This is a genomic window from Polynucleobacter sp. MWH-Braz-FAM2G, from assembly GCF_018687635.1.
Lineage (GTDB): Bacteria > Pseudomonadota > Gammaproteobacteria > Burkholderiales > Burkholderiaceae > Polynucleobacter.
This window is the reverse complement of the sequence record NZ_CP061300.1, coordinates 1,585,797-1,600,653: the sequence shown is the minus strand read 5'-3', so window position 1 is coordinate 1,600,653 and position 14,857 is coordinate 1,585,797. Positions and strand designations below refer to the sequence as shown.

14 protein-coding genes and 1 riboswitch are annotated in these 14,857 nt (G+C 42.6%); of the genes, 13 read left to right on the top strand and 1 reads right to left on the bottom strand.

Annotated features, from left to right (window positions below):
- The 10 genes from benC to FD973_RS08040 all read left to right on the top strand — a co-directional run bounded on the left by benC (window position 1) and on the right by FD973_RS08040 (window position 10,028).
- Window positions 1-1,023, top strand: coding sequence for a benzoate 1,2-dioxygenase electron transfer component BenC (gene benC, locus FD973_RS08085; protein ID WP_215322836.1), 1,023 nt, complete (start codon window positions 1-3; stop codon window positions 1,021-1,023).
- Window positions 1,023-1,808 (top strand): 1,6-dihydroxycyclohexa-2,4-diene-1-carboxylate dehydrogenase, encoded by a 786-nt coding sequence (locus FD973_RS08080; protein ID WP_215324760.1) that lies wholly within the window; start codon window positions 1,023-1,025, stop codon window positions 1,806-1,808. The genes benC and FD973_RS08080 overlap by 1 nt, the downstream gene beginning before the upstream one ends.
- Window positions 1,808-2,995: a benzoate/H(+) symporter BenE family transporter gene (locus FD973_RS08075; protein ID WP_215322835.1), complete on the top strand. Its 1,188-nt coding sequence runs from the start codon at window positions 1,808-1,810 to the stop codon at window positions 2,993-2,995. The genes FD973_RS08080 and FD973_RS08075 overlap by 1 nt, the downstream gene beginning before the upstream one ends.
- 4 nt (window positions 2,996-2,999) lie before the next feature.
- Complete coding sequence (locus FD973_RS08070) at window positions 3,000-3,659, top strand: 3-oxoacid CoA-transferase subunit A (protein WP_215322834.1); 660 nt, start codon at window positions 3,000-3,002, stop codon at window positions 3,657-3,659.
- A 13-nt stretch (window positions 3,660-3,672) separates the two neighbouring features.
- Window positions 3,673-4,317 (top strand): 3-oxoacid CoA-transferase subunit B, encoded by a 645-nt coding sequence (locus FD973_RS08065; RefSeq protein WP_215322833.1) that lies wholly within the window; start codon window positions 3,673-3,675, stop codon window positions 4,315-4,317.
- A 3-nt stretch (window positions 4,318-4,320) separates the two neighbouring features.
- The gene (pcaF, locus tag FD973_RS08060; RefSeq protein WP_305798633.1) at window positions 4,321-5,529 is read left to right on the top strand and encodes a 3-oxoadipyl-CoA thiolase; all 1,209 of its coding nucleotides are present in this window, start codon (window positions 4,321-4,323) and stop codon (window positions 5,527-5,529) included.
- Between the two features lie 8 nt (window positions 5,530-5,537).
- A complete protein-coding gene (gene pcaD / locus FD973_RS08055) occupies window positions 5,538-6,359 on the top strand; it encodes a 3-oxoadipate enol-lactonase (protein WP_215322832.1) in 822 nt (273 codons plus the stop codon).
- Complete coding sequence (locus FD973_RS08050; protein ID WP_215322831.1) at window positions 6,346-7,656, top strand: aromatic acid/H+ symport family MFS transporter; 1,311 nt, start codon at window positions 6,346-6,348, stop codon at window positions 7,654-7,656. Before pcaD ends, FD973_RS08050 begins: the two co-directional genes overlap by 14 nt.
- Window positions 7,646-8,632: a Bug family tripartite tricarboxylate transporter substrate binding protein gene (locus FD973_RS08045; RefSeq protein ID WP_371816882.1), complete on the top strand. Its 987-nt coding sequence runs from the start codon at window positions 7,646-7,648 to the stop codon at window positions 8,630-8,632. Before FD973_RS08050 ends, FD973_RS08045 begins: the two co-directional genes overlap by 11 nt.
- Before the next feature lie 178 nt (window positions 8,633-8,810).
- Window positions 8,811-10,028, top strand: coding sequence for a porin (locus FD973_RS08040; protein ID WP_215322829.1), 1,218 nt, complete (start codon window positions 8,811-8,813; stop codon window positions 10,026-10,028).
- A 54-nt stretch (window positions 10,029-10,082) separates the two neighbouring features.
- Here FD973_RS08040 and FD973_RS08035 read toward each other — a convergent pair whose 3' ends face one another.
- Entirely contained in the window at window positions 10,083-10,994 is a 912-nt protein-coding gene (locus FD973_RS08035) for a LysR family transcriptional regulator (protein ID WP_215322828.1), read from the bottom strand.
- Window positions 10,995-11,108: 114 nt separating this feature from the next.
- On the opposite strand from FD973_RS08035, the gene FD973_RS08030 reads away from it, so the two are divergent.
- The 3 genes from FD973_RS08030 to FD973_RS08020 all read left to right on the top strand — a co-directional run bounded on the left by FD973_RS08030 (window position 11,109) and on the right by FD973_RS08020 (window position 14,790).
- A complete protein-coding gene (locus tag FD973_RS08030; RefSeq protein WP_215322827.1) occupies window positions 11,109-12,092 on the top strand; it encodes a tripartite tricarboxylate transporter substrate binding protein in 984 nt (327 codons plus the stop codon).
- 12 nt (window positions 12,093-12,104) lie between these two features.
- Entirely contained in the window at window positions 12,105-13,274 is a 1,170-nt protein-coding gene (locus FD973_RS08025) for a M20 aminoacylase family protein (protein WP_215322826.1), read from the top strand.
- A gap of 21 nt (window positions 13,275-13,295) precedes the next feature.
- Window positions 13,296-13,382, top strand: a riboswitch (glycine riboswitch).
- 148 nt (window positions 13,383-13,530) lie between these two features.
- The gene (locus FD973_RS08020; RefSeq protein WP_215322825.1) at window positions 13,531-14,790 is read left to right on the top strand and encodes a D-amino acid dehydrogenase; all 1,260 of its coding nucleotides are present in this window, start codon (window positions 13,531-13,533) and stop codon (window positions 14,788-14,790) included.
- Window positions 14,791-14,857 lie beyond the last annotated feature (67 nt).

Here is a 14,857-nt window from a genome sequence, read left to right as displayed (position 1 = left end):
ATGAGCTATAACATTGCACTACAGTTTGAAGATGGGGTAACCCGTTTTATTTCCTGTAACGAGAACGAGAAGCTTTCTGATGCTGCATATCGTCAGAAAGTAAATATTCCACTCGATTGCAGGGATGGAGCTTGTGGCACCTGCCGCGGATTGTGTGAATCTGGCGATTATGATTTGCCGGAGTCTAGCTACATTGAGGATGCTTTAACTCCAGAAGAGGCCTCTCAACGTCAGATTTTGGCTTGCCAAATGAAGCCAAAATCTGACTGCGTAGTAAAGATTCCCGCTTCCTCAGCTGCATGCAAAACTGGATCATCTTCCTTTCCAGGCAAGATATCGTCAATCGAGAAGCTTTCTAGTTCAACCATTCGATTTTCTATTGAGCTTAATGATCCTACTTCATTGACATTTTTACCTGGGCAATATGTCAATGTTCAAATTCCAGGTACAGAGTTAACTAGGGCATATTCATTTAGCTCCCCGCCAGGCGCGTCAATTGCATCTTTCGTAGTCCGTAATGTGCCCAATGGAAAAATGAGTCAGTACTTATCGGATATTGGTAAGTCAGGCGATGAAATTTCATTTACGGGTCCTAACGGCAGTTTCTATCTTCGTGAAATAAAGCGCCCTGTCTTATTTTTAGCGGGGGGTACAGGTATCGCTCCATTTTTATCGATGTTGGAGTCTTTAAGTACCACCGGTGCTGTGCACCCTATCAAGATGGTATTTGGCGTGACTAATGATATGGATTTGGTAGCCCTGGATCAGCTTGAGGCAATGAAGACTAAGCTACCTGGATTTGAATACCGCACAGTGGTTGCCTCTCCTGAGAGCACCCATGATCGCAAAGGGTATGTCACAGAGCATATTGAGAATGATTGGTTAAATCAGGGCGATGTGGATATTTACCTTTGTGGCCCAGTAGCAATGGTGGATGCTGTTAGAAGTTGGTTGTCAAGTGCAGACATTACGCCCGCAAATTTTCTATTTGAAAAGTTTTCTCCAAGCGCAGTAGGTGCATGATGACTCACGCGCTCAGATTTAAAAATAAAGTAGCCATTGTTACCGGTGCTGCTCAGGGAATTGGTGAGGGGGTTGCTATCGCCTTGGCGAAAGAGGGGGCCAAAGTTGTATTGGCTGACCGCTCTGATTTAATTGATGATGTAGCCAAAAAGATCAGCAAGCTAAAAGCAAAATCTTTAACAGTCAAGGTTGATCTAGAAACTTATGCTGGTGCTAAACAGTTAATTACTGAGGCAGTAAAGGCATTTAAAAAGATCGACATCATAGTCAACAATGTGGGTGGCACTATTTGGGCTAAGCCTTATGAGCACTATGATGAGGATCAAATAGAAGCAGAGATTAGGCGCTCACTATTTCCAACATTGTGGTGCTGCAGAGCAGTTCTGCCAGTCATGATTAACCAGCAGCATGGTGTTGTAGTAAACATATCTTCAATCGCAACTCGCAGTATTCATCGCATTCCTTATGCCGCGGCTAAAGGCGGAGTAAACGCGATGACGGCTAGCTTGGCATTTGAGCATGCTAAGGATGGCATTCGTTTTAATGCAGTTGCTACAGGTGGTACTGAAGCTCCTCCCAGAAAAATTCCACGTAATAAGAATAGATTATCTAAGCAAGAAGAAATTTGGTATCAAGGAATTATTGATCAAACCATCGATTCAAGCTTGATGCATCGTTATGGCACGATTGATGAGCAGGTTAGGGCAATTCTATTTCTAGCTTCTGATGAATCATCCTATATTACTGGCACAGTACTGCCAGTTAGTGGCGGAGATCTGGGTTAATGAAGCGCAGCTTCTTCAAAGATATTTCGCTATCGTCAATTACAGCTGGCTTTCTGGTTGTATTGATTTCCTATGCGGGGCCGATGCTGATATTTTTTCAGGCAGCATCTTTGGCGCAAGTATCAAATGAAGTTCTATCTTCTTGGGTTTGGGCGGTATCGTTTGGCGGCGGTATTTCTGGGATTTATCTCAGTTGGAAATACAAGATGCCAATTATTACCGCTTGGTCCGCACCAGGTGCTGCGCTCCTCATCGCTTTATTTCCACATATGTCGGTTAATGAAGCAATTGCATCCTATATTACGGCTGCCGCGATTATTTTCTTGATTGGCATCACTGGTACCTTTGACAAGTTAATTAAACATATTCCAAAGGGTATTGCAGCTGGAATGATGGCAGGAATCCTGTTTCAATTTGGGATCAATATTTTTAAGTCTGTATCCACAATGCCAGCCCTTTCGCTTGCGATGATTGGCATCTATCTGATTTGCAAAAGGTTAATACCGAAGTATGTAATCTTAGTTATCCTGTTTTCAGGTATAGCTCTTGCGTATCAGATTGGTGATGTAAATCCAGATAGTTTCAGACTATCGTTAGTGCATCCTACCTATATCGCTCCTATGTGGAGCTGGGAATCCACATTCAGTTTTGCGATACCGCTAGTTTTGGTGAGCTTGACAGGGCAGTACTTGCCGGGAATGGCAATTCTAAAACTTTCAAACTATCACGTACCAGCTAAACCCATTATTACTTTTACTAGCGTGATGTCATTAATTACCGCATTTTTTGGCGGCATCACTACTACTACTGCTGCTATTACAGCTACTTTATGTACAGGTAAAGAGGCTAACGAAGATCCAGAAAAGCGCTACGTAGCCGGAATTTTTAGTGGGATTTTCTTTTTAATTGGTGGCACCTTGGCGGGCTCAATTGTTCTCATTTTTACCGGCCTTCCAAAGGAACTCATTGCGCTTCTTGCTGGGTTGGCATTGCTAGGGGCAATAGTTTCTAGCCTAATGAGCACTCTAGAGGAGCCAGATCATCGCGAAGCTTCTGCAATCACATTTTTAGCAACAGCTTCTGGAATGAGTTTTTTAGGATTGGGTTCAGCGTTCTGGGGAATTGTGATCGGCTCTATTGCATACATTGTTTTTGACAAAGACCTATTGAAATTAAAGAGTACATAAAAGAATGATTGATAAAACATCGGCTTCAGTATTAGAGGCTATAAAACAAATCCAAGATGGCTCAACTGTCATGATCGGTGGCTTTGGAACCGCGGGTCAACCAGCTGAACTCATTAATGCCTTGATTGATCATGGCGCAAAAGAGTTGACAGTGGTGAACAATAATGCGGGCAATGGAGATCATGGACTTGCCGCATTACTTAAAGCGGGTCAAGTTAAAAAGATTATTTGTTCTTTCCCAAGACAAGCTGATTCTTATGAATTCGATAAGCTTTATTACGCTAAAAAAATTGAGCTAGAGCTAGTCCCGCAGGGTAATTTAGCAGCGCGCATTCAGGCAGCCGGTGCTGGTTTAGGTGCGATATATACACCTACTGGCTATGGAACATTGCTTGCTGAAGGCAAAGACAGCAAGATTATTGACGGTAAAGGCTATGTTCTTGAATACCCAATTTATGCCGACTTTGCATTAATTAAAGCATTTAAAGGCGATCGCTGGGGCAATCTAGTCTATAGAAAAAGCGCTCGTAACTTTGGTCCCATTATGGCTACCGCAGCTAAATGCACTATCGCCCAAGTCAACGAAATAGTCCCTCTGGGCTCATTGGATCCTGAGTGTGTGATTACGCCAGGAATTTTTGTTAAGCACGTGGTTGCGGTTTAAGGAGAAATTTGAAATGGCATATCAACGCTTAACTAGAGAGCAAATTGTTAAAAGAGTGGCTCAAGATATTCCTGAAGGTTCTTATGTGAATCTTGGTATTGGCTTGCCTACGAAGATCGCTAATCACTTGGATGCTAATAAAGAAATATTTCTTCAAAGTGAGAACGGCATCTTAGGCATGGGCCCGGCACCTGAACAGGGGAGTGAAGACTCTGATCTGATCAACGCAGGAAAAGAATTTATTACCTTACTCGATGGAGGCTCCTATTTTCATCATGGCGATTCATTCACCATGATGCGTGGCGGGCATTTAGATATATGTGTACTAGGTGCATTTCAGGTTGCCGAAAACGGCGATCTCGCTAATTGGCATACAGGATCCCCGGAAGCAATTCCAGCAGTTGGTGGAGCAATGGATTTAGCAATTGGTGCTAAGAATGTCTTCGTCACTATGGAACATGTCACCAAAAATGGTGAGCCCAAAATTGTAAAAAGCTGTTCCTATCCACTCACGGGCATGGGTTGCGTGAGTCGAATCTATACCGATTTAGCTGTGATTGATGTAACTCCAAATGGGTTATTGGTCAAAGAAATGGTCGATGGCATAACTTTTGAAGAACTTCAGTCACTTACTGATGCCCCATTAAGTAAGGAATAAGTGATGAAAAAAATTGAAAGTGCTTTTATATGCGATGCAATTCGGACACCATTTGGTAAATATGGTGGAGCCCTTGCCGGTTTGAGGGCGGATGACTTGGCTGCCTTGCCAATTCAAGCCTTAATGATGCGCAATATTGTTGACTGGGCGGCATTGGATGATGTCATTCTTGGATGTGCTAACCAAGCAGGTGAAGACAACAGAAACGTTGCAAGAATGGCCTCTTTGCTTGCGCGTTTACCAGTTGAAGTTCCTGGTTCTACGGTAAATAGACTTTGTGGATCCAGTCTCGATGCGATTGGAATTGCAGCTAATGCAATTAAAGGGGGCGGTAATCGCTTAATGATTGCGGGTGGTGTAGAGAGTATGTCTCGTGCGCCATTCGTGATGGGTAAGGCAGATTCCGCATACTCAAGAACAGCCAAAATTGAAGACACCACTATCGGTTGGCGTTTTATTAATCCGCTGATGAAAGCGCAATATGGTGTTGATTCTATGCCAGAGACAGCAGAGAACGTAGCAGAAGACTTTAGGATTTCTCGTGCCGATCAAGATTTATTCGCATTCACTAGTCAACAGCGTACTGCTAAAGCTCAGGCAACTGGAATATTTGATGATGAAATTATTCCGGTAACTATTCCTCAGAAGAAGGGTGATCCCGTCATTTTTTCAAAAGATGAGCACCCACGCTTAACCACTTTAGAGACTTTGGCTTCACTCAAAAGTATTGTGAAGCAGGGTGGGACGGTTACTGCAGGTAATGCATCAGGTGTAAATGACGGGGCATGTGCCTTGCTGATGGCTTCAGAAGCTGGAATAAAGCAGCATTCGCTATCGCCAAAAGCACGTGTAGTTGCGGTAGCGGCGGCAGGCGTAGCTCCTAGGATTATGGGATTTGGCCCATCTCCCGCAGTCAAAAAAGTATTAGAAAAGGCTGGCTTAAAACTGAGTCAGATGGATGTTATTGAATTGAATGAAGCATTTGCATCACAAGCCCTAGCTGTAACACGCGACCTTGGTCTTCCAGATAACGCTGCACATGTAAATCCAAATGGTGGCGCAATTTCACTTGGGCATCCATTAGGGGCATCAGGCGCACGCTTGGTAACAACTGCAATGTATCAACTCATTCGCACGAAGGGCAAGTACGCACTTTGCACTATGTGCATTGGAGTTGGTCAGGGAATTGCGTTAATTATTGAGAGAGTGTAAAGGTACAAATGAGCATTGCACATATTAACGGGATAGATGTTTTTTATTTAACGGATGGAGATCCCCATAAACCAGCCATTATTTTTTCAAATTCCTTGGGGACTGATCATTCCATGTGGGATGGACAGCTTGAAATTTTAAGAAGGGATTTCTATGTCATTCGTTATGACACACGGGGACATGGTTTAACTTCTGCCCCAAAAGGTCCATACACTATTGCGCAATTAGGACGGGATGCATTAGGCCTATTGGATTATCTGGTTATTGATAAAGCCTTTTTTTGCGGCATTTCAATGGGTGGCCTGATTGGACAATGGCTTGCGCTGAATGCTCCAGAGAGACTCGAAGGTTTAGTAATTGCTAATACAGCCCCCAAAATTGGTAATGAGTCCGCATGGATTGATCGAGCAAATCTTGTAAGAAAAGAAGGTCTCAATTCAATAGCAGAATCCGCTCCATCAAGATGGTTTACACCAGAGTTTTATGGTTCATACCCCGGAGCAGTAAATGAATTGCTAGTAAACCTAAAAAATATGAATCCAGAAGGTTATGCAAGCTGTTGTGAGGCTTTATCTGGAGAGGATTTAAGGGTTGGAATAGCGGAAATAAATATACCGACACTCATTATTAGTGGCGCAAAAGATCCCGTGACTACCACTGAAGATGCGGAATTTATGCGATCGCAAATTGCTAAATCTGAATTACTAGTAGTACCTGCGTCTCATATTTCAAATATTGAAGCAGAGACTGATTTTAACTTTGCAATTAAGAATTTTTTTGCAAATCAACTAAAAAAAGAATTGGAGATACAAGATCATGAGTCAAATTGATGTACATAAGTTAATAGATGAGGCGAAATTTAGTAAGTTTCACTGGAGTCTGCTATTTTGGTGTGGCCTCATTATTATTTTTGATGGATACGATCTCGTTATATATGGTGTTGTTTTGCCGAAATTGATGGCGGAGTGGCAGCTTTCGCCGATGCAGGCTGGCACGCTTGGTAGTTATGCTTTATTTGGCATGATGTTTGGCGCCATGTTTTTTGGTCCACTATCAGACAAGATTGGTAGAAAAAAAACCATTGCAATGTGCGTTAGTTTGTTCAGTGTCTTTACATTCATCAATGGTTTTGCAGAAAACCTCACTCAATTTGGTATTTGTAGGTTTATTGCTGGTCTTGGAATCGGTGGTGTGATGCCTAACGTAGTGGCTTTGATGACTGAATATTCGCCCAAGAAAATTCGCAGTCTTCTGGTAACCATCATGTTTAGTGGTTATTCGGTGGGTGGTATGTTATCGGCTGGCGTAGGCATCTTTTTAATTCCAACTTATGGATGGCCATCTGTTTTCTTTGTGGCAATTATTCCTTTTCTCCTGTTACCGATTATTTTGCGTTTCTTACCAGAGTCTCCTGGATTTTTAATTAAATCAAACCGCAATACTGATGCGGCTAGAGTGCTTGCCAAAATTGCGCCGGAATATGCTTCAGCAAACTCAGGCGAATATGTTTACCCACTCGGAAATGCCTCTAGTTCTGTGCCTTTGGTATCACTGTTTAAAGATGGTCGTATCCTAAGTACGTTAATGTTCTGGACATCATTTTTTATGTGCCTCCTCATGGTCTACGCTTTGGGATCATGGTTGCCAAAGTTAATGAACAAGGCTGGCTATGAGTTAGGTTCTAGCCTAATGTTTTTAATGGTCTTAAATATTGGCGCAATCTTTGGTGCAGTAGGCGGTGGATGGCTTGCAGATAAATTCCATCCACGGAAGGTGTTAACGATTTTCTTTATTTGCGCAGCCACTTCAATCAGCTTATTGGGTGTTAAGAGCTCATTCATAGTTCTGAACCTATTGGTTGCTATAGCTGGTGCGACAACGATCGGTTCACAAATCTTGTTATATGCATATGTAGCTCAATACTACCCATTAAAAATTCGATCTACTGGTATTGGTTGGGCTTCTGGTGTTGGTCGTGTGGGTGCAATATTGGGTCCTGTTTTAGGTGGAACTCTATTGAGTCTGAGTCTGCCACTGGAGTTCAACTTTTATGCATTTGCTATTCCTGGTGCGATTGCATGTATCGCCATTACCCTAGCGGGTAGATCTGGTCATGATGCAAAATAAATTGCCATCATTGTTTACAGCAGTAGTTGCTGGTCTAGCCTTATTGCTTGTCGGTACAAATCCTGTGCTTGCACAGGAGTGGCCAGCTAAGACTATTCGCTGGATTGTTCCATTTCCACCTGGCGGCGCAATGGATGTTATCGCGCGCTCATTGGCGGACAAGTCCTCGAAGACATTAGGGCAGCCAATTATTGTTGAGAATAAACCAGGTGCAGGAGGCAATATTGGTGCTGAATTGGTAGCACGGTCTGAACCTGATGGCTACACCATGCTGATTACTTCCATAGGTATGGCTACAAATAAATATCTTTATCCTAAATTGCCATATGATCCAGTTAAAGATTTTTCGCCTGTAAGTCTGGTTGCTATCGTGCCGAATGTTTTATTAACAAATGTTACTCAACCGAATGTAAAAACAGTAACTGATGTGATTGCAAATGCAAGGGCTCATCCAGGTCAGCTCACCTATGCATCTGCTGGGAATGGTACATCCATTCATTTGGCGGGAGAAGTATTTGCCTCTATGGCCAAAATTGATATGCAGCATATTCCCTATAAGGGTAGCGGACCTGCTGTAACTGACTTGCTAGGTGGACAGGTAAATTACATGTTCGATAGCATTACTTCAGCCAAATCCCATATTGCATCAGGCAAGCTCCGTGCAATAGGACTTACAACTACTAAACGTTCTAAGTCTTTGCCGGGTATTCCAACGATTGCTGAATCTGGCTTGCCTGGATATGACGTAACACCATGGTTTGCAGTTTTTATGCCTGCAAATACTCCCAAACCGATCATCAATAAACTGAATGCCAGTCTAGTTTCTAGCATGGCTTCTCCTGAAATTAGAGAAAAGTTTGAATCTATTGGTGCTGAATCACTCGGCTCCAGTCCAGAGGAGCTTGCAAGTTACTTGAAGAAAGAAATGGAACGTTGGGGGAGGGTGATTGCCTCTAACAACATCAAGGCTGACTAATTATCAATATTTTGGGGTAAAGGAAATTTATTAAATACATTACTTTTAATTATTGAACAATGTAAAAGAATGCATTGGACATCATGAAATAGTCTGCATAAAGTGTTTGCATACAAAAACTATTAAGCGTCATACAAGTGCTCAACATTATTTTTATAGAAATGAAGGAATTTAAGAAATGAAAAAATTAGCTTTATCTGCTCTCACATCATTTGCAATCGGTGGTGTAGCTCATGCTCAATCCTCTGTAACGATTTACGGTATTTTGGATACTGGTTATGTAGGTGGTAATGTGAGGTCTGCAACTGTGGCAAGCAATGGCGCCCAATCAAAAACCACTGTTAACCTATTTGGACAAAATGCAGAGAGCTCCAGCCGATTGGGCTTTAAAGGCCTTGAGGATTTGGGGGGTGGCAGTTCCGCTTTTTTTACAACCGAAATGCAGCTATATCCCCAGGATCCAACTGTATCGGGTAGCGCAAATGCGGGATTCTTTAATCGCCAGACTTTTCTAGGTCTTAGAAAAAATGGCCTTGGAGAAGGGGCGATTGGATTGCAATATACGCCTATATTCAAGGCGGCCTTAGTAACTGATCCTGGTAACCTAAACAATATTACTGGTAACCTTATCTATGCGAGTACTCAAGGAGTTGGTAGTGCAAGTGCAGGTACAACCGCCATTGGATTTACTGCACGTACCGCAAATACTTTGTCATTTAAGACTGATAATTTCTATGGATTTACTGCGAGCGGAATTTATTCGCTAAACAATAAGAATCAATCACAAACTACTACTAGCAACGCTGTAACAGGTGGTAATGTGAATGCCAATGGTTGGGGATTAGCAGCCGATTACACATATAAGAGTCTTTATATAACTGCTGCTTACCAGGCTTTGAAGCAACAAACTACTGCAGTTACATCAATTACCGATTCTGCTCCTTGGACTAATGCCGCTACCAATACCGGCACACTACCTAATACTGCTGGGAATGCTCTAAATGTTCAGGATAATCAATTTTATGTGGCAGGAACGTATGATTTTGGGTTCTTAAAGGCCTATGCTCAGTATTTAACAAGAAAGGCAACTTCAAGCCTTTCTTCTAGCTATTATTTGGGTCGAGCAGCTGAGCAATTAGGTGTTAGAGGCTTCATTACGCCAACTATTGAAGGCTGGGCTTCAGCTGGATTGGGTCGTTATACAGAAATGGGTCCCGGTTCACCAACTGCAAACTTTACCGGCTTTCAGCTAGGCTCAAATTACTGGTTAAGCAAGCGTACTAATTTATATGCAATGTACGGACAAACGATAGTCTCTACAGGAATCGCTACGAATGGAATTCTTGTAAACGCTGCGATTAGCAATTACGCTGTTGGTGTTCGTCATACCTTTTAACTATCAATATAAATCTCCAAAAAAATTTGGACCCACCTGATAAGGTGGGTTTTTTTAACTTTTATGAATGGAGATGTTATTAGGTCTCTGGTTGAGATCTTTTTCAATAAAATCTCTGACATGTCGCAAGAGGGGAGATTCAGTTCTATTCTCAATGGTAACAAATCCAAATCGGGCAGTTGCATCTAGCGGGGGTGAAACCACAATTTCCTCAAGCTCAGGAGCGGAGTTTCGAATTGCTAACAAGATGGTATTACTTTGCTCCGTCACTTCAACTAAGCTGGATATCTCACTACACTTAATGTTGACTAAGTTATCAAGATTTGCGTCCTTACCATATCTATCGATGATGGTCTTTTCTGTCTCCTCGCTGAGCGCTGTAGAGGCAATTGGATACTTTCTGAGATCATCGATTGTGATCTTTTTGAGTTTTCGTAAAGGGTGGCCTTTTCTAACCATGAAGGCGCCTGGAGTCTCGTGAATAATTTCCATCTTCAAGTCTTGTGATGGTTTCATGGATCGGGCATTAATAATTAAGGCATCTAACTTTCGGGCTCGTAAAGATTCAATGAGCATTCCGGTCTTTCCTCTTGCAATCTCAATATGTAAGTGGGGGAAATTCACCGCAACATGCTTTAGTAATTGAGTCATTAAAAGAGCGCCGGGTCCCGATCCCATCCCGATTCTAATTTGACCACTCAAGCCATTCTTAAAGTTTCGGTTGGTTTCTTTTATGTCTTTAGCTAGATCAAGCAGAATTTGGGAGCGTCGCAATATTTCTTCACCGAATGCAGTCAGAGTAGTTTGTCTACCTTGACGATCAAAGAGCTTTGCGCCAAGCTCGTCCTCTAAAGATTTAATGCTTCTGCTTAGAGCGGGTTGGGTAACAAAGAGGTTTTCGGAGGATTTGATAAAGGAGCCCGTTTTTGCTAGCTCGCTCATATGCCTTAATTGAGTTAGTGTCATACAGCCCCCATTTTTCTATTACATTAAATTATATTAAATAGTATCAGAATGCATTAGACATTACATATGTCGCTATCTAGAATTGCTTCTATATTCAATTAAAAGGGTTCCAAGATGAAATTGGTCAAATTCTTAGCCTCGGCTTTATGTTCTCTGACAGTCGCTTCTGTTGCTATTGCTCAGACTTATCCCAATAAGCCGGTGAGCCTGGTTGTTCCTTATCCAGCTGGCGGAGTATCTGATGTGATTGCACGCATTGTTAGCCCAGCACTTTCCAAAAAATTGGGAGAGGCTGTCATTGTTGAAAATATTGGTGGAGCAAGTGGCGGAATTGCCGCTCAAAAAGTACTCAATAGTCCTGCGGATGGATATTTAGTTTTGCAGGGTTCTCCCAATGAATTAATCCTTGGCCCATTAGCGAACTCTGCGATCAAGTTTAAGAGCGAAGATTTTCGTTTGGTGCAAATGATAGGATCTGCGCAAATAGCGTTCTTAGTCAGAAGTGATATGCCAGTAAAGGATGTTGATTCATTTTTGGCGTATGCAAAGAAAGCGGCTCAAGAAGGCAAGCCCCTCTCTTACGCAAGTGTTGGTCCTGGATCCTTCTATCACTTATTGGGTGAGCAGCTTTCCAGAGAAACAAAGATTCCCATGACTCATGTTCCTTATAAAGGTGCTGGACCTGCTTTGCAGGATTTAATTGGTGGTCAAATTGATTTTTTCTTGGCGCCCTATGGCAAGTCTCATGACGAGCTAGCAAAGCAAGGCAGAATTAAATTGCTCGCGATGCTCAATGCTAAGCGTCTAGAAGGTGTGAAGGATTATCCAGCCATATCGGAGAGCAAAGGGTTGAAAGGGTTTACTTACTCAATCTGGACTGGTTATTTTGTCAAAAAAGATACTCCTGAGCCTGTTGTGCAAACTCTCAATAAAGCTCTGGCTGAAGTGCTTGATGATGCAACAGTAAAGTCAAGTCTTGATGCCAATAGTTTGTTAATAGCCAAACCATTAAGCTTGAATGAGTTGAACAAAGTATATGGTGATGGCACAGCCCAATTTAGGGCAATCGCAAAATCAATCAACCTTCAACCTCAATAAGTAGGTTTATCAATGAACCAAGCAAGCGAATTGGCTTTGATTGAGGTTGATGAGTTTATTTCTTTGAGAAGAGATATTCATCAACATCCTGAGCTGGCTTTTGAGGAGCATAGAACCGCTACTTTAGTTGCAGAAAAGCTGAAATCTTGGGGTTATGAGGTTCACGAGGGTATTGGTGGTACTGGCGTAGTAGGCGTCTTAAAAAATGGCATTGGCGAGATGTCCATTGGCTTGCGGGCTGATATGGATGCCCTGCCAATTCATGAGACGAGTGGAGTGGAATGGACCAGTTGCAATCATGGTGTTATGCACGCATGTGGTCACGATGGTCATACAGCAATATTGTTAGCAGCCGCAAAAGAATTAGCTGTCAAGAAAAATTTCTCGGGTACGGTGAATTTAATATTTCAACCTGCCGAAGAGGGTGGAGGGGGCGCGTTGCGAATGATGGCAGATGGCTTGTTTGAGCGTTTTCCATGCGATTCTATTTTTGCAATACACAATATGCCAGGTTATCCAGTTGGCCATCTTGTATTTCGAGATGGACCTACCATGTCGTCAAGTGATTATGCAACCATTGAGATTAGCGGGGTTGGTGGGCACGGAGGTCTGCCGCATAAGGCGTCTGATCCCATCGTTGCAGCATCATCAATCGTTATGGCTTTGCAAACGATTGTTTCTAGAAATGTCGATCCACAACAATCCGCTGTAATTACTGTAGGCGCATTTAATGCAGGTCATGCAAATAATGTAATTCCTGGATTAGCAAAATTAGAATTAAGTATTCGAGCATTAGATTCCCAAGTAAGAATTGATCTTGAAAAAAGAATCAAAGATCTAGTGAAGGCACAGGCTGAAAGTTTTGGCTTAACAGCTAATATTAATTGGCGTAAAGGCTATGCGGTTCTAGTAAATTCGCTTGCAGAAACCGAGTTTGCAAGGAATGTGGCAACTGACTTTTTTGGACCAGCGGCAATTACTCGTCAAGGCCCTGCTCTTTCTGGTAGCGAAGATTTTGCATTTATGCTTGAAAAGATCCCTGGCTCCTATCTCTTTATTGGGAATGGCGATACCCCTGGAACATGCATGGTACATAATCCGGCCTATGATTTTAATGATGGGAATATAGCAATTGGTGCTACATTCTGGTGCGAATTAGTTCGGCAGTACTTAAAGGTTTGAAGGTTTAGTGTTAAGATTTGCTTAATCATTCTCGGGAGAGACTGTTTTTACAGCGCCGAAGGAGCAACCGCCCCGGAAACTCTCAGGCAAAAGAACCGAAATGATTTTTACACTCTGAAGAGTTATTGAGACTTCGTCGCTTAATAACACCGAAGGAGCAAGTAAGCTTCTCAGCTTATGAATCTCTCAGGTCCAGAACAGAGGGGGCCCCTTGTGCATTTGCAATGGGAAACCCTTGACGTTTTAGGATCTCAATATGAAATCATTTGTAATTATTGGTGGTGGCATCACTGGTGTAACGACAGCTTATGTTTTGGCAAAGCGTGGCTACGATGTCACTCTTATCGAGCGTCATCGTTATGCAGGTATGGAAACATCCTTTGCCAATGGTGGTCAGCTTTCTGCATCAAATGCAGAGGTCTGGAATCACTGGTCAACAATCATGAAGGGCATGAAGTGGGTATTTAAAAAAGATGCCCCTTTGTTAATTAACTTAAAGCCCGACTGGCATAAGATTTCATGGTTCGCAGAGTTCATTGCATCCATTCCAAATTACAAGAGTAATACCGTTCAGACTGCACACATGGCAATTGAAGCCAGAAAGCATTTATTTTCTTGGGCAAAGCAAGAGGGCATCGATTTTGATTTAAAGCGCGAAGGTATCTTGCATATCTATCGTGATAAGGCTGGATTTGATCATGCCGGTAAGGTCTCTAAAATGCTGGCTGAGGGCGGTCTGGGGCGCATTGCTGTAACACCGCAAGAGATGAAAGAGATCGAGCCCACTCTGGCTGGTAAATATTACGGTGGTTATTACACAGAGAGTGATTCGACGGGAGATATACATAAATTTACATATGGCCTGTCTGAAGCTGCAGCTAATTTAGGCGTTAAAACTATTTACGAGCACGAAGTTCTCTCTGTTCAGTCAGATGGAAATCATGTGAACTTAACGTTGAGTAAGGATGGACAAGCCAGCCAACTCGTTTTTGATAATGTCGTGGTTTGCGCTGGCGTTGGTAGTCGTGATCTTGCAGCTCAGTTGGGTGATCGTGTCAATGTTTATCCAGTTAAAGGCTATTCAATTACCGTTAATTTGAACGACAAGGCTAGTCAAGAGGGTGCTCCCAATGTGAGTCTATTAGATGATGAAACCAAACTCGTTACCAGTCGTCTTGGGATAGATCGGTTCCGCGTAGCTGGTACTGCAGAATTTAATGGTGTCAATCGTGATATTCGCGCTGATCGTATCAAGCCGCTAATTGACTGGGTTAATCAATGCTTTCCTGAAGTCAGCACACGCTCTGTTGTTCCTTGGGCCGGTTTGCGTCCGATGATGCCAACAATGATGCCAAGAGTAGGAAGAGGTAATAAACCGAATGTGTATTACAACACTGGCCATGGACATCTGGGTTGGACCTTGTCTGCCTGCACTGCTGAAATGATTGGTGATGTAATTCAGTATGGCGAAACCACTACAAAAGCAAGTTCACCAGCGAGTCTCCAGTTTTCGTAAAGAAGGTTTTCTAGTGAGTTGGAATATTAACCATTAATAGTGATGAAAAACCCTTGAGAGTGATTCA